Annotated in this window: 23 protein-coding genes; 13 read left to right on the plus strand and 10 right to left on the minus strand. The window is 67.8% G+C overall.

Annotation, left to right across the window (positions count from 1 at the left end; translation table 11 throughout):
• Nucleotides 1-27 precede the first annotated feature (27 nt).
• From A7W11_RS11325 to A7W11_RS11340, 4 genes are all read left to right on the plus strand, one after another.
• Nucleotides 28-999: a LysR family transcriptional regulator gene (locus A7W11_RS11325; protein WP_066411876.1), complete on the plus strand. Its 972-nt coding sequence runs from the start codon at nt 28-30 to the stop codon at nt 997-999.
• 84 nt (nt 1,000-1,083) lie between these two features.
• Entirely contained in the window at nt 1,084-2,061 is a 978-nt protein-coding gene (locus tag A7W11_RS11330) for a tripartite tricarboxylate transporter substrate-binding protein (RefSeq protein WP_066411878.1), read from the plus strand.
• Nucleotides 2,062-2,097: 36 nt separating this feature from the next.
• Nucleotides 2,098-3,549, plus strand: a complete 1,452-nt coding sequence (locus tag A7W11_RS11335; protein ID WP_066411881.1) for a sulfatase-like hydrolase/transferase — start codon at nt 2,098-2,100, stop codon at nt 3,547-3,549.
• Nucleotides 3,546-4,862 carry an FAD-binding oxidoreductase gene (locus tag A7W11_RS11340; RefSeq protein WP_066411883.1) on the plus strand — a complete coding sequence of 439 codons (1,317 nt, stop codon included), beginning with the start codon at nt 3,546-3,548 and terminating at the stop codon, nt 4,860-4,862. The genes A7W11_RS11335 and A7W11_RS11340 overlap by 4 nt, the downstream gene beginning before the upstream one ends.
• A 7-nt stretch (nt 4,863-4,869) precedes the next feature.
• On the opposite strand, the gene A7W11_RS11345 is transcribed toward A7W11_RS11340, so the two are convergent.
• From A7W11_RS11345 to A7W11_RS11355, 3 genes are read right to left on the minus strand one after another with little or no spacing between them, the layout of a single operon-like run.
• Entirely contained in the window at nt 4,870-5,865 is a 996-nt protein-coding gene (locus A7W11_RS11345; RefSeq protein WP_235816848.1) for a tripartite tricarboxylate transporter substrate-binding protein, read from the minus strand.
• 46 nt (nt 5,866-5,911) lie between these two features.
• Nucleotides 5,912-7,123 (minus strand): CaiB/BaiF CoA transferase family protein, encoded by a 1,212-nt coding sequence (locus A7W11_RS11350; protein WP_066411885.1) that lies wholly within the window; start codon nt 7,121-7,123, stop codon nt 5,912-5,914.
• Nucleotides 7,120-8,064: a hydroxymethylglutaryl-CoA lyase gene (locus tag A7W11_RS11355; RefSeq protein ID WP_066411895.1), complete on the minus strand. Its 945-nt coding sequence runs from the start codon at nt 8,062-8,064 to the stop codon at nt 7,120-7,122. The genes A7W11_RS11350 and A7W11_RS11355 overlap by 4 nt, the downstream gene beginning before the upstream one ends.
• 114 nt (nt 8,065-8,178) lie before the next feature.
• Between A7W11_RS11355 and A7W11_RS11360 the strand changes: the two genes are divergently transcribed.
• Entirely contained in the window at nt 8,179-9,093 is a 915-nt protein-coding gene (locus A7W11_RS11360) for a LysR family transcriptional regulator (RefSeq protein ID WP_066411899.1), read from the plus strand.
• Between the two features lie 28 nt (nt 9,094-9,121).
• On the opposite strand, the gene A7W11_RS11365 is transcribed toward A7W11_RS11360, so the two are convergent.
• On the minus strand, nt 9,122-9,619 hold the full coding sequence (locus A7W11_RS11365) for a DUF6985 domain-containing protein (protein WP_066411903.1): 498 nt from the start codon (nt 9,617-9,619) through the stop codon (nt 9,122-9,124).
• Nucleotides 9,620-9,777: 158 nt separating this feature from the next.
• Between A7W11_RS11365 and A7W11_RS11370 the strand changes: the two genes are divergently transcribed.
• The 3 genes from A7W11_RS11370 to A7W11_RS11380 all read left to right on the plus strand — a co-directional run bounded on the left by A7W11_RS11370 (nt 9,778) and on the right by A7W11_RS11380 (nt 12,524).
• Complete coding sequence (locus tag A7W11_RS11370) at nt 9,778-10,308, plus strand: DUF1801 domain-containing protein (protein ID WP_066411905.1); 531 nt, start codon at nt 9,778-9,780, stop codon at nt 10,306-10,308.
• A gap of 231 nt (nt 10,309-10,539) precedes the next feature.
• Complete coding sequence (locus A7W11_RS11375) at nt 10,540-11,166, plus strand: glutathione S-transferase family protein (RefSeq protein ID WP_066411908.1); 627 nt, start codon at nt 10,540-10,542, stop codon at nt 11,164-11,166.
• A gap of 44 nt (nt 11,167-11,210) precedes the next feature.
• Nucleotides 11,211-12,524 carry an MFS transporter gene (locus A7W11_RS11380; RefSeq protein WP_066411911.1) on the plus strand — a complete coding sequence of 438 codons (1,314 nt, stop codon included), beginning with the start codon at nt 11,211-11,213 and terminating at the stop codon, nt 12,522-12,524.
• Between the two features lie 21 nt (nt 12,525-12,545).
• Here the strand turns inward: A7W11_RS11380 and A7W11_RS11385 are convergent, their stop codons facing one another.
• The gene (locus A7W11_RS11385; protein ID WP_066413931.1) at nt 12,546-13,556 is read right to left on the minus strand and encodes a helix-turn-helix domain-containing protein; all 1,011 of its coding nucleotides are present in this window, start codon (nt 13,554-13,556) and stop codon (nt 12,546-12,548) included.
• Nucleotides 13,557-14,014: 458 nt separating this feature from the next.
• Between A7W11_RS11385 and A7W11_RS11390 the strand changes: the two genes are divergently transcribed.
• Entirely contained in the window at nt 14,015-14,770 is a 756-nt protein-coding gene (locus A7W11_RS11390; protein ID WP_066411919.1) for an aldolase, read from the plus strand.
• A 24-nt stretch (nt 14,771-14,794) separates the two neighbouring features.
• On the opposite strand, the gene A7W11_RS11395 is transcribed toward A7W11_RS11390, so the two are convergent.
• Nucleotides 14,795-15,241 carry an SRPBCC family protein gene (locus tag A7W11_RS11395; protein ID WP_066411928.1) on the minus strand — a complete coding sequence of 149 codons (447 nt, stop codon included), beginning with the start codon at nt 15,239-15,241 and terminating at the stop codon, nt 14,795-14,797.
• A gap of 188 nt (nt 15,242-15,429) precedes the next feature.
• On the opposite strand from A7W11_RS11395, the gene A7W11_RS11400 reads away from it, so the two are divergent.
• From A7W11_RS11400 to A7W11_RS11415, 4 genes are all read left to right on the plus strand, one after another.
• Nucleotides 15,430-15,933, plus strand: a complete 504-nt coding sequence (locus A7W11_RS11400; RefSeq protein WP_066411930.1) for a sigma-70 family RNA polymerase sigma factor — start codon at nt 15,430-15,432, stop codon at nt 15,931-15,933.
• Nucleotides 15,930-16,886: a FecR domain-containing protein gene (locus A7W11_RS11405; protein WP_066411932.1), complete on the plus strand. Its 957-nt coding sequence runs from the start codon at nt 15,930-15,932 to the stop codon at nt 16,884-16,886. Before A7W11_RS11400 ends, A7W11_RS11405 begins: the two co-directional genes overlap by 4 nt.
• A 123-nt stretch (nt 16,887-17,009) precedes the next feature.
• Nucleotides 17,010-19,442, plus strand: a complete 2,433-nt coding sequence (locus tag A7W11_RS11410; RefSeq protein WP_082887201.1) for a TonB-dependent siderophore receptor — start codon at nt 17,010-17,012, stop codon at nt 19,440-19,442.
• A 322-nt stretch (nt 19,443-19,764) separates the two neighbouring features.
• Complete coding sequence (locus A7W11_RS11415) at nt 19,765-20,484, plus strand: HpcH/HpaI aldolase/citrate lyase family protein (RefSeq protein ID WP_162270265.1); 720 nt, start codon at nt 19,765-19,767, stop codon at nt 20,482-20,484.
• A gap of 22 nt (nt 20,485-20,506) precedes the next feature.
• Here the strand turns inward: A7W11_RS11415 and A7W11_RS11420 are convergent, their stop codons facing one another.
• The 4 genes from A7W11_RS11420 to A7W11_RS11435 form a co-directional block, all read right to left on the minus strand.
• The gene (locus tag A7W11_RS11420) at nt 20,507-21,004 is read right to left on the minus strand and encodes a TspO/MBR family protein (protein WP_066411937.1); all 498 of its coding nucleotides are present in this window, start codon (nt 21,002-21,004) and stop codon (nt 20,507-20,509) included.
• A 71-nt stretch (nt 21,005-21,075) separates the two neighbouring features.
• Complete coding sequence (locus A7W11_RS11425) at nt 21,076-21,849, minus strand: class II aldolase/adducin family protein (RefSeq protein ID WP_066411946.1); 774 nt, start codon at nt 21,847-21,849, stop codon at nt 21,076-21,078.
• Nucleotides 21,846-22,847 (minus strand): Bug family tripartite tricarboxylate transporter substrate binding protein, encoded by a 1,002-nt coding sequence (locus tag A7W11_RS11430; protein WP_066411951.1) that lies wholly within the window; start codon nt 22,845-22,847, stop codon nt 21,846-21,848. Before A7W11_RS11430 ends, A7W11_RS11425 begins: the two co-directional genes overlap by 4 nt.
• Before the next feature lie 221 nt (nt 22,848-23,068).
• On the minus strand, nt 23,069-25,510 hold the full coding sequence (locus A7W11_RS11435; RefSeq protein ID WP_235816849.1) for a TonB-dependent receptor: 2,442 nt from the start codon (nt 25,508-25,510) through the stop codon (nt 23,069-23,071).
• Between the last annotated feature and the right edge of the window lie 85 nt (nt 25,511-25,595).

Genomic DNA, 25,595 nt, shown 5'->3' on the forward strand with positions numbered 1-25,595 from the left:
CGCCTCGACCATGCCCGCGCTTTCCCCATGACACCCCGCCAGCTTCGCTACTTCCTGGAGATCGCCCGCAGCGGCAGCCTGTCGCTGGCGTCGCAGGTGCTGCGTATCGCGCAACCCGCGCTCAGCCAGCACGTCACGGCGCTGGAAGGCGAACTGGGCGTGGCCTTGTTCGAGAGGCACGCCAAGGGCGTGAATCTGACCGCAGACGGCAAACGCCTGCAACAGCGCGCCGAGTCCATCCTGGACCAGTTGGATTCATTGAAGGCCGACGTGGTGGGACCGGCGGGCGCGCCGCGCGGCCCGGTGCGCCTGTGCCTGGCGCGCTCGCTGGCTCCGGCGCTGGCGCCGCAACTGGTGCGCCGCATGGAAGACGCCTACCCCGACATCCGGCTGTTGCTGTCGTCCGGCCTGTCCAGCGACATCCGGACCGCGCTGGAGACCCGCCAGATCGATCTGGCGCTGATGCCCAATGCCTTCGAGTTGCCGGGCCTGCATTGCCGGCCGGTGTACGAGGAGGGTTTCTCGCTGTTCGGCCTGGAGTCGCTGTTCGCGCGGCCGGGCAAGACCATCGCCTTCTCGGCCATCGGATCGCGGCCCCTGGTGGCGCCAGACCGCGACCATGACCTGCGGCGCCTGATCGAGCGCACGGCCGTGGATCTGAACTGCCCGCTGAACGTGAAATACGAGATCAACGATCCGGAACTGAACTTCGCGCTGGTGCGCGACGGCGCGGCATTCGCCATCCTGCCCGACAGCGCCGCCCAGGAGCTGATGCGCGGCAGTCCGGCCATCGGCGAGCGCCGGCTGGTGAAACCCGGCATCACCCGCGTGCAGTCGATCGTGCGGCTGGCCGATGGAACGCCGGGCAGCGCCGCCACGGTCACCGAGCAGATGCTGCAGGACGTGCTGCGGGATCGGGTCGCATCGGGCGCGCTGCGCGGCAACCTGCCCGCCGGCGGGGCTAAGGTATCGAGAAAAACTTATACACAGGCCAGATAAATAATATTTGTCTTCATGCTTGGCCGCCGCGTACGCTGGCGGACACAAGGCGTCCATAGCGCCGACAGAAGGATGGAGACAAGTATGGATATGCATCGCAGGCGGCTGCTGGCCGCCATGGCGTCGGCCGGCGCCGCCGTCACCTGTACGGGCCTGCCCCTGGGCGGCGCGCGCGCCAATGGCATGACCCGCATCCTGGTGGGTTTCGCGCCGGGCGGGGCGGCCGACCTCGTGGCCCGCGCGCTGGCCGAGGGCCTGCGCACCTCGGGTTACACGGCCATCGTCGAGAACAAGGCGGGCGCGGGGGGCCGCATCGCCACGGATGCGTTGCTGTCCGCCAGCGACGGCGCCACGCTGCTGTTCACGCCGTCCACCAACCTGACGCTGTTCCCGCACATCTACAAAGACCTGCGCTATACGGTCGATGAATTCGCCGCGTACGGCACGGCCTGCGAGTTCGACATGGGTTTTGCGGTAGGCGCTTCCAGCCCGGCCAGAACGCTGCCCGAGTTCCTGGAGATGGCCCGCAAGGACAAGCAGATGGCGGCCTACGGCACGCCCGGCACCGGCACCATCATGCATTTCCTGGGCGTGCTGCTGTCGCAGGCTTCCAAGGTGCCGCTGACCCACGTGCCCTACAAGGGCGGCTCGATGGCGCTGACGGACGCCATGGGCGGCGTGCTGCCGCTGCTGGTGACCACGCTGCCGGCCATGATTCCCATGCACAAGAGCGGCAAGATCCGCATCCTGGCCAGCTCGGGCAGGGCGGCGTCGCCCGACGTGCCGGAAGTGCCGACTTTCGCGTCGCTGGGCTTTCCCGACCTGACGATCTCCGAGTACTTCGTGCTGCTGGGGCAGAAGGGCAGGGATTCGGCGCGTGCCGCCGCGATGAGCGAGGCCATGGCGGCGGCCGTGCGTTCGCCCGTCTTCGAGCGCGCCGTGCGCCAGCTGTATTTCTCGCCGCTGTCGACCGATCCCCAGGCGCTGGCCCAGCGCCTGAAGCAGGACGATGGTTTCTGGGCCGGCGTGGTCAAGCGCACCGGCTACACGCCGGAAGCCTGACGTCCGGGCCGTTCCCTGATTACCGAAGGAAGCATCATGCGAGGCAAGAACATCGTCGTCATCATGTCGGATGAACACAACCCTGAGTTCATGGGCTGTTCGGGACATCCGTTCATCAAGACGCCGCACCTGGACGCGCTGGCCGCGCGCGGCGTGCGTTTTCCCAATGCCTACACGCCCAGCCCGATCTGCGTACCGGCGCGCGCCGCGTTCGCCACGGGCATGCGCGTGCACCAGACGCGCCACTGGGATAACGCCATGCCCTACGTGGGCGATCCGCGCGGCTGGGGCCACGTGCTGCAGGAGCAGGGCATCGCGGTGGAGAGCATCGGCAAGCTGCACTACCGCAACGAGGAAGATCCGGTGGGCTTCGACCGCGAGCATATTCCCATGCACGTGCTGGGCGGCTACGGCATGGTGTGGGCCTCGATCCGCGACCCCTACCTGCCGGTGGAAGGCCGCAAGCGCATGCTGGGCGACCGTATCGGCAGTGGCGAATCCACCTATACCGCCTACGACCGCGACGTGACGGGACACACGGTGCAATGGCTGCGCGAGGCCGCGCAGGCCGGCAGGCCCTTCGTGCTGTACGTGGGGCTGGTGGCGCCGCACTTTCCGCTGATCGCGCCGAATGAGTTCTTCGCGCTGTACGAACCGAGCCAGATTCCGCACGCCAAGCTGCATCCCAAGGACGGCTACGCGCGCCACCCCTGGGTGCAGGCCTACGCCGAGTTCGAGCGCAGCGAAGAGACCTTCCAGAGCGAGGCCGAGCGTGTCGATGCCTTCCTGGCCTATTACGGCTTGTGCAGCTTCCTGGACAGCAACGTGGGGCGCATCACGAAGGCCTTGCAGGAATCGGGCCTGGCGGACTCGACCCACGTGATCTACACCTCGGACCACGGCGACAACGTGGGCGCGCGCGGGCTGTGGGGCAAGTCGACGCTGTACCAGGAAAGCGTGGGCATCCCCATGATCGTGGCGGGTCCGGACGTGCGGCCCGGCGTGTGCGAGACGGCGGTGGATCTGCTTGACCTGTATCCCACCATTCTGCAGGGAGTCGGCCTGGATGCGGCGCCGCGCATGGGGCCGCGTCCGGGGCGCTCGTTGTTCGAGCTTGCCGAAGCGCCCGTGGATGGGCAGCGGCCCATTCTCAGCGAATATCACGCGGCGGGTAGCAACACTGCCGGCTTCATGCTGCGCAAGGGAGACTGGAAGTATCACCATTACGTGCGCTTCCAGCCCGAGCTGTTCAACCTGCGCGACGATCCGCAGGAATTGCACGACCTGTCCGCCGACCCCGCGTATGCCGGCGTGCTGGCGGAGATGCGCGCCGCGCTGTATGCGATCTGCAACCCCGAGGCCGTGGATGCTCAGGCCAAGGCCGACCAGACCGCGCTGATCGAACGCATGGGCGGCACGGAAGCCGCGTCCCGACTGGGTTCCAGCGGCGCGACGCCCGCGCCGCGCAAGACGGAGACGGCCGCATGAGCGTGGATGAGCGTTACCTGAAGGACTGGAGCGGCCTGATGCGCGGCGTGCCCGCCGAGGTGCATCGGCCCGAGTCCACCCAGGACGTGGCCGCGCTGGTGCGCCAGGCGGATCGTGACGGACGCAAGATCACGATCCAGGGCGGTATGACGGGCCTGGCCGGCGGCGCGGTGCCAGCGGACGGCGATGTGGTCGTCAACATGGAACGGATGAACCGCATCGAATCCATCGATGCGGTGGAGGGCGTGATGCAGGTGCAGGCCGGCGCCACCTTGCAGCAGGTGCAGGAAGCCGCGGCGCAGGCCGGCTGGTTCTTTCCGGTTGACCTGGGCGCGCGCGGCAGTTGCCAGATCGGCGGCAACGCGGCCACCAACGCCGGCGGCACGCAGGTGATCCGCTACGGCACCATGCGCGATTCGGTGCTGGGCATCGAGGCCGTGCTGCCCGATGGATCGATCGTCACCTCGCTGACGCGGCTGGTGAAGAACAGCTCGGGGCTGGACCTGCGCTTCCTGTTCATCGGCTCCGAGGGCACGTTGGGCATCATCACCCGGTTGACGCTGCGCCTGCAGCCCGATCCGGGCGTGGCGGCGGCCGCGCTGGTGCGGGTGCCGGACATGCCGTCGATGGCGCTGCTGCTGCGCCAACTGAAACGCACGCTGGGCCCGCAACTGAGCGCTTTCGAGTTCATGTCGCGCCCCTTCCTGGAGCAAGCCAGCGCATTGACCGGCGTGCCGCTGCCGCCGGGCGAGTCGGCGCCGTGGGGCGTGCTGGTGCAGGCGTCCGGCCTGGGCGGCCAGGATCCCGAGGCCGCCTTGCAAGGTGCGCTGGAAGCCGCGTTGGAGGACGGCACGGCCGTGGACTGCGCCATCGCGTCCAGCCTGTCGGATACGCAGAAGTTCTGGCGCCTGCGCGAATGCATTCCCGAGCTGATGAGCGCGCTCAAGCCCACCGTGAACTTCGATTGCGGGCTGCCGTGGGCCGAGATCGCGGGCTTCGTGCAGGAGATCGAGGCGCGATTGACGCAGCGTTATCCGGACGCCACGCATCTGTTCCTGGGCCATCTGGGCGACAACAACATCCATGTGATGACGGGGCCGCACGCGCCGTCCGAATGGGAAGCCGTGGAAGAACTGGTGTACGACGCGCTGCGCGGCCGGCAAGGCACGATCAGCGCCGAACATGGCATCGGCTTCGTGAAAAAGCCGTTCCTGTCGTACACGCGCAGCGAGGGCGAACTGGCCCTGCTGCGCAGGCTGAAGCACGCGCTGGATCCGAACGGCACATTGAATCCGGGGCGCGTGCTGGACTGAGCCGCGACTACATCGGCTCCAGCCCCGCGCCCTTCACCACCGAGGCGTACCGCTTCATTTCGGAGCGGAAGTACGCCGCGGTCCGGTCGGGCGGCATCAGCAGGATGGTGTTGCCCTGCGTGGCCATGGCGGCCTTCACGTCGGGCGCGGTGAACGCCACCTTCAGCGCCTCGTGCACGCGTTGCGTGATGGCCGCGGGCAGTTTGGCCGGCCCTGCCACCGCGAACCAGCCGCCGATCTCGTAGTCGGGCATGCCCTGTTCGCGCAAGGTGGGCAGATCGGGCAATCCCGCCATGCGCGAGGCGCCACAGGCGCCGACGGCCGCCAGCGCACCGCTCTGGATGTGCGGTAGAACGGATGGCAGCGACAGCACGCCCAGGTCGACCTGGCCGCCCATCAGGTCCGTCATCATCGGCCCGACGCCCTTGTAAGGAATATGGCGCACGCGCACGCCGGCCTGCTGCAGGTACATCTCGGCCGCCAGTTGCAGGATGGTGCCATTGCCCGACGAGGCGTAGTTGTATTTGTCCGGCGATTGCTTCAGTTCCGCCGCCAGCGCCTTCGCATCGCGCGCCGCCAGCTTGCGCGGATTGACCACCAGCAGGAAGGGCGTCATGCCCACCATGCAGATCGGCGTGATGTCCGCGATGGGGTCGAAGGGCAGCGAGCGGTACACGCTGGGAAAGATCACGTGGTTGTTCGACAGCATGCCCAGCGTGTCGCCGTCGGGCGCGGCGCGCACCAGCGCCGAGGTGCCGACGATGCCGCCCGCGCCGGGCTGGTTCTCGACCACCACCGTGCGGTGCAGCGCGGCCGACATCGCCGGACCCGCCGAGCGCGTGATGGTGTCCACGCCCGAGCCCACGCCCACGGGCAGGATGAACTTGATCGGGCGGTCGCCCTGGGCGCGCAACAGCCCCGGCGCACCCAGCGCGGCGGCGCCCGCCGCACCCAACGCGCCCAGCAGCCTGCGGCGGGCAAGGCCCGCATCCGGCATTTCCATGATGTTGTCTCCTCGTTGTTATGGGTACTACGATGCGGCGCCGTGGTCAGCGGATCGTGCCGCGCGCCTGCATGTCCTCGATTTCCTTGTCCGTATAGCCCAGTTGGCCCAGCAGTTGCGCCGTGTGCGCGCCCAACGGGGGAGGATCGCTGCGCACGCCCAGCCGCGCGCCGTCCATCAGCAGCGGGAACAGGGCGGTGCCCACGGTCTGTCCCGCCTTGTCGCCGTCGGGCAGGCGGATGTCGGCCAGGCCGCCGGTGGCGCGCAGGTGCGGATCGTCGTACAGCGCCTCGGGCTTGGTGATGGGGGCGTAGGGCAGGCCGGCCGCCTCGAAGCGCCGGGCCAGTTCGGCGGCGTCGTACTCGGCCAGCCGCGCGCGCAGGTCCGGCAACAGGGTGGGCCGCGCCCGCACCCGGGCATTGTTGGTGGCCAGCGCCGGATCGGCCTTCAGGTCGCCGAAGCCGAAGGCGTCGCAGAAGGTGTTCCATTGCGCGTCGCTGACGGCCGCCAGGAAGATCTGCTCGCCGTCCCGCGCCGTGAACACGTCGTACAGCGCCCAGGCCGATACGCGGTCGGGCATGGGCGCCGAGGGTTGTCCGGTGATGGCGTATTGCAGCATGTGCTGCCCGACCAGGAAGACGTTGTTCTCGAACAGCGCCGACTGCACTTCCTGCCCGCGGCCCGTGATGCCGCGCTGGATCAGCGCCGCCAGGGCGCCGATGGCGCCGAACATGCCGCCCATGATGTCGTTGACGCTGGTGCCCGCGCGCAGCGGATCGCCGGGCCGGCCGGTCATGTAGGCCAGCCCGCCCATCATCTGCACGACCTCGTCCAGCGCGGTGCGCAGGGCATAGGGACCGGGCAGGAAACCCTTGTGGCTGACGTAGATGAGCTTGGGGTTGCGCGCGGACAGGCTGGCGTAGTCCAGTCCATACTTGGCCATGGTGCCGGGCCGGAAGTTCTCGGCGACCACGTCCGCGCTGGCGGCCAGCCGGCGGGCGGCCTCGGCGCCTTCCTCGCTCTGGATGTCCAGCGCGATGCTCTGCTTGTTGCGGTTGAACATGGGAAAGAATCCCGCGCCCACGCCCAGCAGGTGGCGCGTGCGGTCGCCCTGCACGGGCTCGACCTTGATGACCTCGGCGCCCAGGTCGGCCAGCACCATGCCGCAGGTGGGGCCCATCACCATGTGGGTGAACTCGACCACGCGCAGGCCGGCCAGGGGCAGGGAGCGCGCGGGATGGGAAGCGACGGCGGTCATGCGGGGATCTCCAGATTCGAATCGACGCGGCGGGGCAGGCCGGCGCGCCACAGCGAGCCATGCATGGGCGTATCGCCCAGCCAGGATTGCAGTTCTGCGCGCAGCGCCAGCAGGGCGGCCGTGTCCTGGCCGGTGGCCACGCCCATGCATTGCAGCATGTGCACCAGGTCTTCGGTCGCGGCATTGCCGCTGGCGCCGGGCGCATAGGGACAGCCGCCGATGCCGCCCAGCGAGGCGTCGAAGCGGTTCACGCCCGTCTGCAAGGCGGCCAGCGCGTTGGCCAGCGCCAGGCCGCGCGTGTCGTGGAAGTGCGCGCAGCACAGCCTGTCGCCGGCGATGGCGCGCGCGGCCTCGAACAGGCGGTAGACCGAGGCCGGATCGGCCTGGCCCACGGTGTCGGCCAGGCTGACGCGGTCGGCGCCGGCATCGAGCAGCGCCTGCATCAGCCGCAGCACTTCATCGGGCGCGACGCGGCCCTGCAAGGTACAGCCGAAGGCCGTGCCCACGCCGCCCTCGATCAGCGCGCGCGACCCGCTGGCGTCGCGCTGGGCGCGGATCTGCCCGACCATCGCCACGACGTCGTCGGGCGTCTTGCGCAGATTGGCCAGGCTGTGCGCGTGGCTGGCCGACAGCGGCACCAGCATCAGGTGCGCGCCCGCGTCCAGCGCGCGGTCGGCGCCTTGCACATTGGGCACCAGCACCGAGACCGACAGGCCGGGCAAGGTGCGCGCATAGGCCACCAGCGCATCGGTATCGGCCATCTGCGGCAACAGCCGCGCCGGCACGAACGAGCCGACCTCGATCTCGCGCTGCCCGGCGTCATGGGCCGCGCGGATCCAGCGTTGCTTCAGTTCGGTGGGCAGTGTCCGCGGCAGGCTTTGCAACCCGTCCCGCAGGCCGACTTCCCGCACGATGGCGCTCGAAGGGAGCACGAGAGGCATGAAACGTTCCTGTCCAGGGCGATAAGGAACGCCCAGTTTTAGATATTCTGGTTCGTGCTACAAGTGCAATTTTGGAACGCATGAAGTTCCAAATGGGAATATCAGGAGCCGTCCATGCGCGACCTCGACATGACTTCGCTACGGCTGTACGTGACGGTGTGCGAGACCGGCAACATCGCCCGCGCGGCCGAACGCGCCAGTATCGTGGGCTCGGCGATCAGCAAACGCCTGGCGCAACTGGAGGACACGGTGGGCACGCCGCTGCTGGTGCGCGAGCGGCGCGGCGTCAGCCCGACCGCGGCGGGCGAGACCCTGCTGGAACATGCGCGCGCCATCCTGGCCAGTTCGGCGCGTGTCGAGCGCGACATGGCCGCCTACGCCAGTGGCATCCAGGGACAGGTGCGGGTGCTGGCCACGGCGTCCGTGCTGGCCGAGTCGCTGGCCGAGGACGTCGCGGCCTTTCTGCAGGCGCCCGGGCACGGCAGCATCCGCGTCGACATGGAGGAACGCGTCAGCCAGGACGTGGTGCGCGACGTGCGCGAGGGCATCGCGGCGCTGGGCATCTGCTGGGACGCGGCGGATTATCGCGATCTGCAGACGCGGCCGTATCGGGGCGACCGGCTGGCCGTGGTGACGCATGCGGGCCATCCGCTGGCGCGCCGCAAGCGCGTGCGCTTCGAGGACACGCTGGACTACGAGCACGTGAACATGCCGGCCGCCAGCGCCGTGCTGCGCATGCTGCAGGAGGCCGCCCGCGGCTGCGGCAAGCCCTTGCGGCACCGCATGACGGTCAGCAATTTCGATTCGGCGTTCCGCGTGGTGGCGGCGGGGTTGGCGATCAGCGTGGCGCCCGCCGAGGTGGCCACGCCGTACGCGATGGCGCATGGTTTGCAGGTGTTGCCGCTGGCCGATGCGTGGAGCCGCCGGCGCTTCGCCATCTGCATGCGCGACGAGCAGGCGCTGCCCGCCGCGGCAAAGCTGCTGCTGGATCACCTGGTGGCGGTCGGCGCCACGGACGACGCGCGCTGATGCGCCCCGCCCAGGTGAACGCGGTGTTTTACGGCCGGTAGATCACGCCTTCCAGGTCGTCGTCGGCGAACGCGTCCGACTGCGAATAGTGGCCGTCGTACGGACCGATCTTGGTCACTTCCTGGCCGTTGCGCAGCACGATCTGCAGGCCGTGTTCGGGCTCCCAGTCGCAGTTGCATTCCAGCGAAACATAGACCAGGCCGTCCTTGGCGCGGCGGCCCAGTTCGATCTCGCCGCCGAATTCGATGTGCCGCCACACGTCGGCGGGCGAGGCGATCTCGGGCATATCGTCGTCATCCCAGGATTCGCGCATGTCCTGGTAATAGCGGTAGATGTGGCCCTGCGCGGCATGCAGTACCGAGACGTCGCAGGCCAGCAGGTTTTTCAGCGCGGTATCGTAGTCGTCGGGCCGGTCGTCATCGTCGTAGTCGTCGGCGAATACGCCGAACTCCTGGCCATCGAGCATGGGCAGCTTCAGGGGTTCGCCCTCCTGCCAGTCGGGCAGGTCTTGGTCGGATGGTTGCATGGCGTTCCTCGGTGCGGGGTGGGCGATCGGCAGGCCGATCAGGGACTGACCGCGCGATGTTAACCGCGGGACAAGACAGGCGGCGGAGCCCTCGACGGGTTCCTGGCCGAGGGAATGTCGGCTAAGGTTGTCCGCTGGACTTCCGGGAGACCGACGCGATGCCCAGCCAGACGAGCAGGACGCCGTCCAAGACGGCGAATAGGCCCCAGGCGGCCGGTAAGGCGGCCAAGACCGCGAAGCCGGCGGCCGGTACGAAAAAATCCGCATCCGCCAGCGCTTCCCGCGACAGTCCCAGGCTGCTTTCGGGCGGCAACCCGCAGATTCCCAAGGGCGATGGCGATGCGCCGGTACAGGCCTACATCGCCGCCATGCCGGAATGGAAGCGCGCCATCGGCGAACGCCTGGACGCGCTGATCGTGCACACCGTGCCCGGCGTGCGAAAGGCCGTGAAGTGGAACACGCCTTTCTACGGCATCGAGGGGCAGGGCTGGTTCATCGCCTTCCACTGCTTCACCAAGTATGTGAAGGTGACCTTCTTCAAGGGAACGTCGCTGGATCCGCCGCCGCCGGGCGAGTCCAGAAGCGAAGGCGTGCGCTATCTCGACATCCGGCAGGACCAGGCCATCGACGACGCACGGCTGGCCGATTGGATACGGCAGGCGTCGCGGCTGCCGGGCTGGACGCCGTAAGGGCCTGTTCATCGTGAACGCCCGCCTTAATGGCGCGCGGCGGCGTTGCGCCGCTTCCTGGCAGGGGAAACCTGCCCCGCGCTCGTCGGGGTAAACCCGCGGCGCGGGCATGCACGCGCGGTGGCGCCGCCTATCTGTCGCGTGCGGTCAATGCCTGTGCGCACCCTGGCAAGGCAGGCGGCCCGCCGGACGCTAACAATAGCCGCACCCCCACACGCGCCCGGCCTGCCCATGATCACGCTCTACGACCATCCCCGTTCCGGCAACTGCTACAAGGTGCGCCTGTTCCTGTCGCTGATCGGCGTGCCCTTCCGGCGCGAGTTCGTCGACGTATTGGCGCGCAAGAACCAGACCGAGGCCTACGAGCGCATCAGCGCCTGGCGCCAGGTGCCTGCCATCGAGGACGATGGCCTGGCGCTGTGGGACAGCCAGGCCATCCTGCTCTATCTGGCGCAGAAGCACGCGCCGCAATGGCTGGCGCCGCTGCCGCACAGCGGCCAGATGCATGCGTGGCTCTCGGTGTCTTCCAATGAAATCGCCAACAGCCTGCAGCCCCTGCGTCTGACGCGCGTGGTGAGCCTGGCCGAAGCGGCCCATCACCTGGGCGTGCGGGAAGAGATGCTGGACCTGGAAGGCCTGCGGCAGCGCACGGACCGTCTGTTGAACCAGCTTGAGAAACGGCTGGCCACGCATGAATGGCTGGCCGGCGCGCGCAGCGTGGCCGACCTGGCCTGCTACGGCTACCTGTCGATGGCCGAAGAGGCCGGCATCGATATGCGCGCCTATCCGGCGCTGTCCGCCTGGCGCCGGCGGATCGAGAAATTGCCCGGCTACGTCCCTCCCGGCCATCCCGGCTGAGCCGCGCGCCCTGCATACCCACAACATCACATCGAGGAAAACACATGGACGCGATCTCCAATGCCGGCGCGGTGGCGGCGCCTGCCCACAAGCCGAACCTGTTCCGGGTGTCCGTCGCCACGGTGGTCGGCACGGCGGTCGAGGCCTTCGACTTCCTGGCCTACGGCACCGCCGCCGCGCTGGTGTTCAACAAGCTGTTCTTCCCGCAGTTCGATCCCCTGACCGGTACGCTGGCGGCCTTCGCGGCGTTTGCCAGCGGCATGCTGGCGCGCCCCGTCGGCGGCATTCTGTTCGGCCATTTCGGCGACCGCATCGGGCGCAAGTCGATGTTGACGCTCAGCCTGCTCATGATGGGCCTCTGTACGGTGCTGATCGGCCTGCTGCCCACCTACAACCAGATCGGCGTCTGGGCGCCCATCCTGCTGGTGCTGCTGCGCGTGGGGCAGGGCCTGTCGTTCGGCGGGGAAATGGGCGGCGCCATGCTGATGGCGGTGGAGCACGCGCCGCCGCGCTGGAAGGCGCTGTTCGGCAGCCTGCCGCTGGTGGGGGCGCCGCTGGGCATCCTGCTGTCGGTCGGCGCCTTCGCGCTGGTGACGCGGCTGCCCGAGGCCGACTTCCTGTCGTGGGGCTGGCGCCTGCCGTTCCTGGCCAGCGCCGTGCTGGTCCTGGTGGGCTTCCTGATCCGTCGCGGCATCGACGAGTCTCCCGATTTCGCGCGGGTCAAGTCGCAGCGAAGCCAGGTCAAGCTGCCGGTCGCGGAGCTGTTGCGCAAGCACGGCAAGGCCTTGCTGCTGTGCATCGGCTGCAAGCTGGCCGAAGTGACGCTGATCTATACCTTCCTGGTGTTTTCCGTATCCTATGCGGTGTCGACCCTGGGTTTCAGCCGCAGCGATGCGCTGCATGCGCTGCTGTACGGCGCCGCCGTGCTGACCTTCACGATTCCCCTGTTCGGCGTGCTGGGCGACCGCTACGGCGCGCGCCGTGTCTGCGGCTGGGGCGGCATGCTGCTGGCCGTGATGGCCATTCCCATCTTCATGGCGGTGGGCAGCGGTTCGCTGCTGGCCTACAGCATCGCGGTGTTCATCGCGATGGCGCTGAACTACGCCATGATGATCGCGCCGCAATCGAGCCTGTACGCCGCGCAGTTCCCGGCCGAGCTGCGCTACTCCGGCCTGTCGATCGGCGTGCAGTTCTCGGCGGCCATCGGCGGTGGCCTGGCGCCCATCGTGTCCGCGATGCTGGTGGCGAAGTTCGGCAGCATCGTGCCGGTCGGGGCCTATCTGGCTTTGCTGGGCGTGGTCGCGGGAACCTCGGCCTTCCTGATGAAACCGACTGGCCGCGATCCGCGCTCGGAGTAAGGCTTGCGCGCGCGCGGCCCGCTATGACGCAGGCTGCGCCGACGTTCGGTAGCGGTTGGGCGGACAGCCGAAGCGCTGCTGGAAGCGCCGGCTGAAGTGGCTGGCGTCCTGGAAGCCGCATGACAGCGCGATGTCCTTGACGGCCAGGTGCTGCTTGCGTGGATCGTCGAGCGCGGCGCGCGCCAGTTGCAGCCGGCGCTCGCGCACATACTGGTTGTATTGCGTGCCCTGCATCTGGAACAGGCGGTGCACCCAGCGGCTGGACGCGCGCAAGGCGCGGGCCACGCCGGCGACCGACAGATCCGGGTCGGCGATGTGGGCATCGAGATAGCTGGTGAGCGCCTGCCAGCTTTCGAGCGGGCCACGCTGCGCGTTGGGGATCTGTTCGAGCGCCTGGCTGGTGTAGATCGCGGCCAGCAGCGACAGCAGAGCCTGCTCGGCGAACATGCCCGAGGCCGGACTGGTCTGAGCCGCTTCGAAGAACACGTGCTCGAGGCAGCGATGCGCGGTGCGCACCATGGGCAGCGTGGAGGCGGCCCGCTGCGCCGTGAACTGCGAGCTGTCCTGCAGGTGCATGCCCAGCAGGTGCAGCAGCGAGCCCTTGATCACCACCAGCCGCGAATCGGTCAGCATGCGCACCTCGGAGGGCAGCGCCGTGGTGCGGAAAATGATGTCGCCGGTTTCCACCGGCAGGCTGGCGCCGTTCTGCGTGATGACGCCGCGTCCCTCGATGATGAAGCTGGCCAGGAACTCCGCGCGCAAGGCATCGGCGGCGTGCTCCGCGCGATGCTGGACCGCGATGGGCGTGGATTCGAGCGTGACCGCCAGCCCGCCCGCGCGCAGCCTGCAGGCCTGCAATTGCAGGCGCGGATGCATGGTCAGCGCACGGAAATCGCCCGGCAGCACCAGCTTGTCGAGCTGCGCCTTGTAGCCCGATAGCTCGGCCTCGTAGAACGGCCGGAAACGCGGGGCGAAATTGAGGTCGGGCTCGGACGGCAGGCCGGCGGACGGAGGCGGAGACAGGACTTGCATTGCGGGAACCGGACACATGCGCTGCGGGCCCAGCGCCCGCGAATTCATTGTATCGGCCGTGAAATCCGCGACATCCTGCCGTTTACCCTAGGGCCTGTTAACGCTAAAAGGAGCCTGGCACAGGCGGGGAATCGGGCGGCAGGGTAGGCGTGCGGGCCGCCGCGTGGTTAATCCACGCAAGGCCTGCGCAACGACGCCTGCCGCCCGATTCCCCGCCTGCCCGCAGGGTGCGAACGGAAACGCACGCCTGGCTGCGTTGCGAATGCTCGCCGTGGCACCACCACGGCTGCGCTTCGCGCCTTGCCATCCGCGCGTTTCCGTTCGCATGCCAGGCTCCTTTTAGCGTTAACAGGCCCTAGGGCCTGGCGCGCACGGACAAGCGCCGTGCGCCTGCGGTCAATCGCCCCACGCCCGGCGCGCGGTGTAATGCCGCATCAGTCCTTCATCAGGAGACGAGTGTGGACGACAAGCAGCTGCAATCCGACGCGTTTTTCCAGCGTTCGGCCAACAAACTCGATTTCGGCAACTGGAGCGAAGCGGAAAAGATCGCCCTGAGCTGTCGCATCCTGGCCAGTGAGGGACACTCGGAAACGCTGGCCGGCCAGATCACCGTGCGCAACGATGACGGCACTTACTACACGACGGCGCTGGCGCAGGCCTTCGACGAGGTGCGGCCCGAGAAGCTCATCCGCATCAACGAGGACATGGAGGTGCTCGAGGGCGAGGGCACGCCCAATCCCGCCGTGCGCTTTCATTTCTGGGTCTATCGCGCGCGGCCCGACGTGCGCTGCATCATCCATACGCACCCGCCCTACGTCTCGACGCTGTCCATGACCGGGCGGCCGCTGGTGGTGTCGCACATGGATGCCACGCCGTTCCACAACGACTGCGCCCATCTGGCCCAGTGGCCGGGCCTGCCCATCGCCGACCAGGAAGGCGAGATCATCTCCGCCGCGCTGGGCGGCAAGCGTAGCGTGCTGCTGGCCAACCATGGCTTCCTGGCGGCCACGTCCTCGGTGGAGGAAACGTTGTACCTGTCGGTGCTGATCGAGCGCGCGGCGCGCAACCAGCTGCTGGCCGCGTCGGCCTACGGCGAGGTGCGTCCGGTCGACGATGCGCTGGCCGCCGAATCGCACGACTTCCTGCTCAAGCCCAGCATCGTGCGCGCCAGTTTCGCCATGTTCGCGCGCCGTATCGAACGGCGCCCGGACTGAGCCAGGCGCCGTCACCGGTCCGGATCAGCCGGGAATCTCGGGCTCCACCAGCCGCGCCAGCTTCGCCAGCGATTCCTGCCAGCCCAGATAGCACATCTCCACCGGGATCGCTTCGGGAATGCCCGTCTGTTCGACATGCATCTCGGTGCCGCCCGTGACTGCCTTGAACTCGATGGTCACGGTGATATCGCCGGGCAGGTTGGGATCGTCGAACCGGTCCGTGTAGCGGATCCGCTCGTTCTGCATCAGCTCCAGGAATTCGCCGCCGAATCCGTGGCTGTGTCCCGTGCCGAAATTGCGGAACGACATCTTGAATGTGCCGCCCACTTTGGCCTCGATGTGTTCGACGGTGCACGTGAAGCCGTACGGCGGCAGCCACTGCGCCACGGCGTCGGGTTCGAGGAAGGCGCGGTAGACGCGGTCGCGGGTGGCGCGCAGCACGCGGTGCAGTTTGACGGTTCCGGTAGCCATGATGATTCACCTTTCAGGAAGAGAGTTCGTATAGCCACGACGATCCGGCGAGGCCCGAATCGACACGAATGAATCTAGGGAAAACCCTGGATGAACAACACACGGATGTATCCGCGCTTTTCGCCACCTCCCGCATTTCGATAGAATTGATACTAATTCTTATTTGCGACACGGGCTGAGAGCCTTTCATGAGCGGAATCACCACGCGCCAGGCGGTGCACGATCTTTACACCGAACACCATGGCTGGCTCAAGTCGTGGCTGGCACGCAAGCTGGGCAATGCCGTGGACGCCGCCGACCTGGCGCACGACACCTTCCTGCGCCTGATCGCCTCCCAGCGCGCCGCCGCCCTGCGCGACGAGCCGCGCGCGCTCATCACCCACATCGCCAAGGGCCTGGTGGTGGACCACTGGCGCCGCCGCGACGTCGAGCGGGCCTACCTGGAGGCCATCGCGCATCTGCCCGAGCCGCAGGCGCCGTCGCCCGAGGCCGGCCTGATCATCGTCGAGACCTTGATGCGCATCGATGCCATGCTGAGCGGTCTGCCGGCCTTCACGCGCGAGGTCTTCCTGATGGCGCAATTGGACGGCTGCACGCTGGCCGAGATCGCGCTGCACACGGGCAAACCCGTCATCACGGTGCGGCGCCACGTGCAGAAGGCCTTGGTGGGCTGCATGGTGGCCGCGCAATGACCGCCGGTGCGTTGCCCCCGCAGGCCTTGCTGGAAGAGGCGGCCGACTGGGCCGTGCGGCTGCGCTTCGAGGCCCCCGGCGACGCCGAACGCCAGGATTTCGCGCGCTGGCTGGCGCGCAGCGACGCCCATGCCCAGGCCTGGGCGCGGGCGCAGTCGGTGCTGGGCGTGTTCGACCAGGTGCCTGCCAGCGTGGCCGGGCGCGCCGTGCGCGGCGCCGTGGCGCAGCGCCGCGGCCGGCGCGCGCTGCTGACGCTCGGCCTGGCGGCAGGGCCGCTGGCGTGGCTGGCCTGGCGCGAAACGCCGTGGCAGGCCTGGACGGCGCAGGTCACCACGCGCACCGGCCAGCGGCGCGACCTGCAACTGGACGACGGCACCTTGCTGACCCTGAACAGCGGCACTGCCATCGACGTGATCTACACGGCGAGCGAGCGCCGCGTGGTCTTGCAGGCGGGCGAGATCCTGGTGGCGACCGCCCGCGAGACGTCCGCCCATTACCGGCCGTTCATCGTGCAGACCCCCCAGGGCGAGTCGCAGGCGCTGGGCACGCGCTTCACCGTACGGGTGCTGGACGATCGCACGCGCGTGGCGGTATACGAGCATGCGGTGCAGGTGCGGCCCTCGGCGGGCCAGGCGCGGCGCCTGGAGGCCGGGCAGCAGGCCGAGTTCGATCGGCGCGACGTGCATGCCCCGTCAGTGGCGGACGAAGGTGCCCTGGCGTGGCGCCACGGCATGCTGCTGGCCCGCGACATGCGCATGGACGCCCTGGTGCAGGAGCTGGGACGTTACCGCCCCGGCATACTGCGCTGCGATCCCGACGTGGCGGCCCTGCGGGTGTCGGGCGCCTTGTCGCTGGACGACACCGACGCGGCGCTGCAGGCGCTGCAGGCCCAGTTGCCCGTGAAGGTGCGCCGTTTCAGCCGGTATTGGGTGTCGGTGGGGCCGCGGGCCTGACCCTTTCGGGGCCCTGTTCAAAAATATTGTCGATTCAGGTGATCACTTTTCTCGTCTTGTCCGGAGTAGGGCATAGAGGCGCGTTTGCGCCGCCTTCATGCCCTAGACGAAAGGACTCCTGACATGGCACCGCTCACCCGCGGCTTCACCGTTTCCCAACCCGCTTGCGCCCGCCTGTTGCGCGGCGCCGCCCTGGCCGTGGCGCTGGCCGCTGCGTGGCCCAGCCTGGCGGGCGCGCAGTCCGCCGCCGCGCCGGCCCAGGCCGCGCGCGGCTATGCCATCGGCGCCGGACCGCTGGGCGACGTCCTGGCGCAGTTCGCCGCCACGGCGGGTGTGCAACTGGTATTCGATCCGGCCTTGCTGGCAGGCCGCCAGAGCGCCGGCCTGCGCGGCAATTACGCTGTGCAGGCGGGTTTCGACTATCTGCTGCTGGGCAGCGGTTATCGCGCGGTGATCGGTGGCGCGGGCCACTACACGCTGCAGCCCGCGCCTGCGGGCGCCACCGCCGAGCTGGCGCCGGTGCGCGTGCTGGGCATCAGTTCGCCCGTGACGACCGAAGGCTCGAACAGCTACACCAGCGAGGCGGTCAGTGTCGGCAAGGGCGCGCAGCGCCTGCGCGAGATCCCGCAATCGGTATCGGTGGTCACGCGCAAGCAGATGGACGACCAGAACATGAACACGCTGGCCGATGCCATGCGCAACGTCACGGGCGTCACGGTCGATACCTTGAGCAGCGGTTCGGACCTGTACGGTTTCGTCTCGCGCGGCTATACCCTGGACACGCTGCAGGTGGACGGCCTGAACTATCCGGCGGGGGCGGGTAACCTGTCCAGCGGCATGGACCTGGCGTTGTATGACCGCATCGAAGTATTGCGTGGCCCGTCAGGCCTGTATCAAGGCACCGGCGAGCCTGCCGGCAGCGTGAACCTGGTGCGCAAGCGTCCGCTGAGCGGCTTCGCTTTCGAGACGCAAGCCACCGTGGGCTCGTGGGACTACTACCGGGCCGTCGCCGACCTGAGCACGCCGTTCGATAGCGAAGGCAAGGTGCGCGGGCGCTTCGTGGCGGTCTACAACGACCGGGGCTCGTACGTAGACGGCGTGGACATGCGCCAACCCACGATCTACGGTGTGGTCGAGGCCGACCTGGGATCGCGTACGACGGTGGCCGCGGGCGTGGCTCACCAGCGTTCGAAAAGCCGTCCGGCCTTCGGCCTGCCTCTGTACGCCGATGGGTCCCTGCCTGACGTGAAGCGCTCGACCAGCCTGTCCGCCGACTGGGCGCGCGTCGAGGAGGAGACCACCGAACTGTTCGCCGATCTGGAGCACCGGCTGGGTGGTGGCGGCGTCATCAAGGCCAGCGTCTTCCACCGCGACATCGACAACCCCACGCGCCTGACCACCTGGCCCAACTCCGCGGTCAATCCCACGAATGGCAATACCAATGTGGTCGCCTGGTCGTACCGCAACCATTGGAAGACCACGGGCGCGGACGTGAACCTCAACCAGCCGTTCACCCTGTTCGGTCGCCAGCACAGCTTCCTGGTGGGCGCAGACTACGCCTACACGATCAAGGATTTCAGCTACGGTGGCGGTGCGCTGTTTCCGACCAACATCCATGACCCCAGTACCGACTTCGCGCAGCCCGACATGCCGCGCATCAGCAGCAGCGAGGGCCGCGTCAGCCAAGTCGGCGCGTATGGCCGCCTGAACGTGCAGGCCACCGACTGGCTCAAACTCATTGGCGGGGCGCGGGTGTCGTCGTGGAAGAGTGACGCGCGCAACAATAATCCGTACTTTGGCGACTTCAGCCAGAACGTCGACCGCATCCATGCCCGTACCACGCCGTATGCGGGCGTGGTGGCCGACCTGACCTCCGAGCTGTCGGCCTATGCCAGCTACACCAGCATCTTCCAGCCGCAGACCAGCACCGACGCGCAAGGCCGCACGCTCAAGCCGCGCCAGGGCCGCCAGGTGGAAACCGGCCTGAAGGGCGAGTTCCTCGAAGGCCGCATGAACGCGCATGCAGCGCTGTTTCAGATCGTCGACCGCAACCGCGCCATGACCGATCCGGACAACCCGCTGTTCTCTATCGCCGCAGGCAAGGTGCGCAGCCAGGGCTTCGAAGCCGAGGTCAGCGGTTCGCCGCTGCCGGGCTGGAACCTGATCGCGGGCTACGCCTACACCGACACCAAGTACCTGGAGGCCAACGATAGCCAGAAGGGCCTGGCCTACAGCACCATCACGCCGCGCCATGCCATCAACCTGTGGAGCCGCTATGCCTTCCAGGCGGAGACGGCGCGCGGCTTCAGCGTGGGCGCGGGCGTGCGCTACAACAGCGGTTTCTACTACACCAACGGCACGACGCGCTGGGACCAGGGTAGCTACACCGTGGTGACCGCGCAGGTGGGCTACCGCTACGACCGCCACCTGGACGGCACGCTGACCGTGGACAACCTGTTCGACCGCAAGTACTACGAGAAGCTGGGCGGCCTGACGCGCCAGAACTACTACGGCCAGCCGCGCAGCGTGATGTTGAACGTGCGGTACCGCTACTGAGCGGCGCGTGGCGGGCGGGTGATCCTGGCGATGGGCGTCTATTCCTTCGCCTGCGCCAGCACCGAGGTCTTGAAGGTGATCAGTGCTTCTATGGGGATCTGTTCGGGCATCTTGCCTCAAAGGTAAATGTGGTTGCTGCGGCAACTCATTTATTCTAGTATCGCCCCCTTTGACACCGAGACGGCAGGCCTTGACGCCAGACGCGTCCGTCCTGGGCTGCCGGAAAGCTTGTGCCGAGGAGCCGCCGCGCGCGGACGCCGGCCGGCCGGGATATTCCCCGCGCACGGTCTTGGCAGGCCTCGCTCGCGAAGGGGACACGTCAGTGCCTATCCACGAATTCCGATCCTTGTTGCTGTTGCCGGCCAATGCGTCCGCGGCGGTCGAGCGCGCGCGCGACAGCGGCACGGATGCCGTCATCCTCGATCTGGAGGACTCCGTCGCGCCCGTGCGCAAGCCTGCCGCGCGGCGGCAGGTGGGCGCTGCCGCCCAGGCGCTGGCCGCCGCCGGCGTGCCCGTCGTGTTGCGCGTGAATGCCAGTCCCGCCGACTGGCGTGCCGATCTGGCGGGCGTGGATCTGGCCGACATCCGGGCCGTCATGCTGTCCAAGACCGAGTCGCCCGAGCAGGTCATTGCGCTGGCGGACTACCTGGATGACCGCCATCCGGACGTGTCCATCGCGGCGTTGATCGAATCACCGCTGGGCGTGGTCCGCGCCAGCGAGATCTCGCGGTCTTCGCCGCGGCTGTGCGCCCTCGGTTTCGGCGCCGCGGATTATGCGCGGGCGATGGCGATCATCGCCAGTCCGCAGAACGTGGGCAGCGCCGCGCGCTACGTTGCGGGCGCCGCGCGTTCGGCCGGCCTGGCGAGCTGGGGCCTGGCGGATGACCTGGCCAACCTGACGGAAGACATCGAACGCTTCGCGGGCGCGGTGCGCCAGGCCAGGCAGATGGGCTTCACGGCCTGCATGGTGATCCATTCCGAACAGGTGGCCGTGCTGAACCGGGTGTTCGCGCCACTGGTCGTGCCGGGCGCGGCGCGATAGGCCGGGATCCCGAGAGCTTGCCTCAGCCCAGCACCTGCGGATTGCGCTGCCATACCGAATAGCACAGGAATCCGGCGAAGCCGACCCAGGCCAGGTACGGCAGCAGCAGTACGCCAGCCAGCGGCGCGGCCCGCCAGAAACCGACCAGCGTGGCCACGATCAGCACCCACAGCAGCGCGATGTCGGCCACCGCCAGCGCGCCCAGGTGCCACACGAAGAACAGCCAGCTCCAGAGGGCATTGACGGCCAGTTGCACCACGAACAGGGTCAGCGGCCTGCGTTGCGCGCGCCAGCCGCCCTGGCGCCAGCACAGCCAGGCGGCGATGCCCATCAGGGCGTACAGCGTGGTCCAGACGGGGCCGAACACGCTGCCCGGCGGCGCCCAGGCAGGCTGGTCCAGGCTGCCGTAGAACGACCGCGCCTGCACCGAAGCGACGGCGCCGATGGCCGATGCCGCGAAGCTGAGCGCCAGCCAGCCGATCAGTCCGGATATCTGCTTCCGGGTGGAGAAAGAGGTCATGCGCGGCTCCGGACTCGGGTCGATGAGGCAGTGTAGCCGTCATCCTTTCCCAGGGACCGGCCGCCGCACGGTCAACTGCGGAAGCTGGGATCGCGGCGGTCCAGGTAGCGCAGCATCGCCGGCCACTCCATCTCGCCGAAGGGGCGGCGGGTGGTGGGCTTGTACAGGTGGCAGGTCTTGTCGATGACGGCCTGCGGGGGCGTGACCAGTTCGACGCCGCCGGCCAGCGCGTCGACCTGCGCCTTGCAGGCCATCTCCAGCCAATACATGCTGTTGAACGCCTGGGCGATGGTCGCGCTGGCGACCAGCAGGCCGTGGTTGCGCAGGATCATCGATTCCTTGTCGCCCAGGTCGCGCACCAGCCGCGCGCGCTCGTCCAGGTCGAGCGCCACGCTTTCGTAGTCGTGGTACGTGATGTCGGCGAAGCGCAGCGAGGTCTGCGTCAGCGGCAGCAGGCCGCACTTCATGGCCGACACGGCCATGCCGGCGCGGGTGTGGGTGTGGATGACACAGCCCACGTCGTGGCGCGCGCCGTGCACGGCGCTGTGGATCACGTAGCCCGCCTGGTTCACGCCGAACTCGGGGTACGGGTTGTGCAGCACGTTGCCTTCGATGTCGATGCGCACCAGACTGGACGCGGTGATCTCTTCGTACATCATGCCGTACGGGTTGATCAGCAGCTCGTCGTCGGTGCCGGGAATGCGCGCCGTGATGTGGTTGTAGATCAGGTCGCTCATGCCGAACACCGCGATCAGGCGGTAGCAGGCGGCCAGGTCGACGCGCACCTGCCATTCGGCATCGGAGATGCCCAACGGACGCTCGGGCAGGGGATGAGGTTTGTTCATTGCGATTTGGCTCCGGTTTCTTTTACGAGTTGGCCCCACATGGCGTAGTCCTGCTTCATCATAGTCGCGAATGCGGCAGGGCTATCGCTCAGGCGTACCTCGGATCCGATGGTGGTCATCTTCTGGCGCACCTCGGGGTCTTTCATGACGGCCTGCGTGGTGTCGAACACTTTCTTCACGATGGCATCCGGCGTGCCCGCGGGCGCGAACAGGCCCAGCCAGGCGCCCACCTCGAAGCCCGGGAAGCCCTGTTCGGCCACGGTGGGCAGCTCGGGCGCGAGGTCGGTGCGCTGGCCCTTGCTGACGGCCAGGGCGCGCAGGCGCTGGCTCTGGATCATGGTGAGCTCCGAGGCCAGGGTGTCGAAGGTCATGTCGACGTTGCCGCCGATGATGTCGGCCTGGCTTTGCGAGCTGCCCTTGTAAGGCACGTGCGTGAGCTTCATGCCGGTCTTGGACTGCAGCAGGGCCATGATCAGGTGGCTGTTGGTGCCCACGCCGGTGCTGGCGTAGGTGAGCTTGCCGGGCTGCGACCTGGCCAGCGCGATCAGCTCCTGCAGGGTCTTGGCCTTGAAGTCGGGGCGCACCACCAGCGCGTAGGGCAGCCAGGTGGTCTGCGTGATGGGCGCGAAGCTGCGCGCGCTGTCGTAGCCTACGTTGTCGTACATATGCGGGTTGATGCTCATGGGGCCGGAGGCGCTGAGCAGCAGCGTATAGCCGTCGGGCGGCATGCGCGACGCCGTGGCGGCGCCCAGGCTGCCGCCCACGCCGGGCTTGTTCTCGACGATGACGGGCTGGCCCCAGCGTTTGCTGAACTGCTCGGCCAAGAGGCGCGCCACCATGTCGGTGGAGGTGCCGGGGGGAAAGCCGATGTAGAGGCTGACCGGCTTCTGTGGCCAGCCGATGGTGGCGGGGGCGTCGGCCGCCTGGGCGGCGGGAATGGCCGTGCATGCTGCCAGCGCGCAGAGGGCGCGCACAGCGAGGCTGCGAAACGTGTGCATCTTGTCTCCGTTTATAGGTTTACTCAGCCCTGCTCTGGGGCCGACCCTAGACGGTAGGCGCTTCTTGCCGCCCAAGGCTATTAGAAATGCCGAAAGGCGGCGTTAGGGACAGGCGAACCTGTGCGCCTCATGCCGAACGGGACAAAAGAAAACGGCCAGAGGGGCCGCGCAGTGCGCGGCCCCTCTGGCCGGATGAGGCGCGGCGAAACGCCGGCAGCGGTTTAGTAGTTGATCGAAGCGGACAGCATGTACGTGCGCCCCGCCGCGTTGGTCACGAACGAGCCAGAGGCCAGCCAGTAGCGCTTGTCGGCCACGTTCTCGACGTTGGCGCGGAAGACGACGTCCTTGCCTGCGATCTGGGTGTGATAACGCGCGCCCAGGTCGAAGCGGGTGTAGCCGGGCAGGCGCAGCGTGTTCTGGTTGTTGAGATACACGGAGGACGTACGGATCACGCGGCCGTTCAGGCTCAGCCCATCCACCCAAGGCGTGTCCCAGTCCAGGCCCAGGTTGTAGGTGCTGGCCGGTACGCCGGCGGGGCGGTTGCCTTGGTTCACGCCATTCGGCGTCGAGGTCAGTTCGCTGTTCATGAACGACGCGCTGGCCATCAGGCGCAGGCCGCGCGTGATCTCGCCGAAAGCGCTGAGTTCGAGCCCGCGATTGCGTTGCTCGCCGAAATAACCGTAGACATTGTCGTCGTTGGCTTGCCCCGCGGGCCGGGCGATCTGGAAGAGCGCCGCCGTGGTGGTGAGGGTGCCCCAGTCGACCTTGACGCCGGTTTCGTACTGCTTGGATTTGAAGGGAGCGAGCACTTCGCCGCGGTTCTCATACGTGTTGCCGACGATGGTGCCTCGCGTCAGGCCTTCGGTGAAGTTGGCGTAAACCGAAACGTTCTCCAGCGGCTTGACGACTAGGCCGGCGACCGGGGAAGTCGCGTTGGCCCGGTATCCGCTGGTCTTGACGCCCGTTGTCGTGTCGAAGCTGTCCACGTCCACGGTCTGCCGGCGTGCGCCCACGGTGAGCAGTACGCGGTCGTGCGCGAACGACAGGGTGTCGGCGATGGCGATACTGGTCAACGTGGTGTCGGACGCCTTCTGCGGCGTCAGCCGGGTGGAAGGACCGTCGGCGATGCGAACGGGGTCGTAGATATTGGACGCGACAATGGCCGAGCCGGTGCTGTACGCATTGCCGGCCTCCTGCTCCATATAGGTGAAACCCACCGCCAGCCGGTGCTTGATGGCCCCGGTGTTGAAGCGGGCGCTGATGCCGGTGTCGCCGCTCGTGGTCTTGGAGTACGAGTCGTAGAACGTGGTCATGACATTGAAGTTGCCGTCAGCGTCCACGGAAGAGCGGGCGCCGGTGAGCGGGTTCACCGTCACCGGGAATATCTGGCGCACCTTGCCATCCCGGTACCCCAGGGCAATGTGCCCGGTGACGTTATCGGTGAAGTCGTACTCCAGGCGCGACATGACCGTGCTGTCGCGCTGCGTGAGCCGCGTACCGGGATAGAAATTGGTGCGGCCGTCGGGCGGGGAGGGCAGTTGCAGGACATCGGCCTGCCAGCCAATCTGCGACCGGATGTTCTCGAGTTCGTCTTCCTGGTGGATGGCATCGATGGACCAGCGCAGGCGGCTGCCGCGGTAATCCAGGCCCAGTGCGCCCATGTCGAGGTTCTGCTTGCCGTCACGCAGGGTAGCTTCGCCGCCACGCTTGACGCCATTGAATCGGATGCCCCAGGCATTGTCTTCCCCGAAGCGGCGGCCCAGGTCGAGCTGTCCGGTCAGGTTGGATTCGCTTGCGTAGGTGAGCGTCGTGCGGGCCAGCGGTTCGTCGTCGGCACGCTTGGTCACGACGTTGATGGCGCCGCCGATGCTGCCGTTGGGAGGAATACCACGCATCAGTGCGCCCGGGCCTTTCAGGACTTCGACGCGCTCGAGGATCTGGACGGGTACACGGCTGGAGGACACCAGGCCATACAGGCCGTTGACGCTGACGTCGCCGCTACCCACCGGGAAGCCGCGGATCTGGAAGTCTTCGCCGAAGCCACCCGTCGACGTCAGGCTGCGCACGGAAGCATCGTTGACGACGACATCGGCCAGCGTGCGGGCTTGCTGGTCATATAGCAGTTCAGAGGTGTAGTTGGTTGTGCTGAACGGCGTGTTCATCACGTCTCCGGATCCCAACAGGCCCAGGCTGCCGCCGGTGGCCATCTGGCCGCCGGCATAAGGCACGGCCAGATCGCCAAGAATCCCGGCGCTGACAGCGACCGGCGCCAATTCAACCACGCCGCTTTGGCTGGTCTGCGCGGTTGCGCCCTGACCGGGCTGCGACAGTGTCACGTTGTTGCCATTGCGGACGTACTGGATGCCGGTTCCGTTCAGCAACTGGCGCAACGCATCTTCGGGTGCGAGGCTGCCGGACACTGCGGTGGCCGTGCGTCCTGCAACCACGTCTTGCGAAAAGAAGATCTGCAACGGGGTCTGTTGACCGAGCTGCAACAGGGCATCGCCCAGCGGTTGGGCCTGGATGTTGATGCTGAGGGTCTCGGACTGGGCGTGGGCCGGGGCGTAGGCCATGCTCAGCGCCACGGAAAGCGAGAAGGTCAGGGTGAGCAGCTTGGCGCGTCGCGGAGCTTGGCGAACGCGTCGGGACGAAAGGGTGGTCAAGATCTGGGATTCCTGTAGGGGATCGCGCCGCGTGACGGCGCGTGAGGTACGTGGATTCGGCGGAAGCAGCTGCCCGAGCCGCCTC

Source organism: Bordetella ansorpii (assembly GCF_900078315.1).
Taxonomy (GTDB): domain Bacteria; phylum Pseudomonadota; class Gammaproteobacteria; order Burkholderiales; family Burkholderiaceae_B; genus Bordetella; species Bordetella ansorpii.

Coding starts and splice junctions, on each gene's coding strand:
- A7W11_RS11325 (WP_066411876.1), top strand. CDS start 28: ATGACACCCCGCCAGCTTCGCTACTTCCTGGAGATCGCCCGCAGCGGC.
- A7W11_RS11330 (WP_066411878.1), top strand. CDS start 1,084: ATGGATATGCATCGCAGGCGGCTGCTGGCCGCCATGGCGTCGGCCGGC.
- A7W11_RS11335 (WP_066411881.1), top strand. CDS start 2,098: ATGCGAGGCAAGAACATCGTCGTCATCATGTCGGATGAACACAACCCT.
- A7W11_RS11340 (WP_066411883.1), top strand. CDS start 3,546: ATGAGCGTGGATGAGCGTTACCTGAAGGACTGGAGCGGCCTGATGCGC.
- A7W11_RS11345 (WP_235816848.1), bottom strand. CDS start 5,865: ATGGAAATGCCGGATGCGGGCCTTGCCCGCCGCAGGCTGCTGGGCGCG.
- A7W11_RS11350 (WP_066411885.1), bottom strand. CDS start 7,123: ATGACCGCCGTCGCTTCCCATCCCGCGCGCTCCCTGCCCCTGGCCGGC.
- A7W11_RS11355 (WP_066411895.1), bottom strand. CDS start 8,064: ATGCCTCTCGTGCTCCCTTCGAGCGCCATCGTGCGGGAAGTCGGCCTG.
- A7W11_RS11360 (WP_066411899.1), top strand. CDS start 8,179: ATGCGCGACCTCGACATGACTTCGCTACGGCTGTACGTGACGGTGTGC.
- A7W11_RS11365 (WP_066411903.1), bottom strand. CDS start 9,619: ATGCAACCATCCGACCAAGACCTGCCCGACTGGCAGGAGGGCGAACCC.
- A7W11_RS11370 (WP_066411905.1), top strand. CDS start 9,778: ATGCCCAGCCAGACGAGCAGGACGCCGTCCAAGACGGCGAATAGGCCC.
- A7W11_RS11375 (WP_066411908.1), top strand. CDS start 10,540: ATGATCACGCTCTACGACCATCCCCGTTCCGGCAACTGCTACAAGGTG.
- A7W11_RS11380 (WP_066411911.1), top strand. CDS start 11,211: ATGGACGCGATCTCCAATGCCGGCGCGGTGGCGGCGCCTGCCCACAAG.
- A7W11_RS11385 (WP_066413931.1), bottom strand. CDS start 13,556: ATGCAAGTCCTGTCTCCGCCTCCGTCCGCCGGCCTGCCGTCCGAGCCC.
- A7W11_RS11395 (WP_066411928.1), bottom strand. CDS start 15,241: ATGGCTACCGGAACCGTCAAACTGCACCGCGTGCTGCGCGCCACCCGC.
- A7W11_RS11400 (WP_066411930.1), top strand. CDS start 15,430: ATGAGCGGAATCACCACGCGCCAGGCGGTGCACGATCTTTACACCGAA.
- A7W11_RS11405 (WP_066411932.1), top strand. CDS start 15,930: ATGACCGCCGGTGCGTTGCCCCCGCAGGCCTTGCTGGAAGAGGCGGCC.
- A7W11_RS11410 (WP_082887201.1), top strand. CDS start 17,010: ATGGCACCGCTCACCCGCGGCTTCACCGTTTCCCAACCCGCTTGCGCC.
- A7W11_RS11420 (WP_066411937.1), bottom strand. CDS start 21,004: ATGACCTCTTTCTCCACCCGGAAGCAGATATCCGGACTGATCGGCTGG.
- A7W11_RS11425 (WP_066411946.1), bottom strand. CDS start 21,849: ATGAACAAACCTCATCCCCTGCCCGAGCGTCCGTTGGGCATCTCCGAT.
- A7W11_RS11430 (WP_066411951.1), bottom strand. CDS start 22,847: ATGCACACGTTTCGCAGCCTCGCTGTGCGCGCCCTCTGCGCGCTGGCA.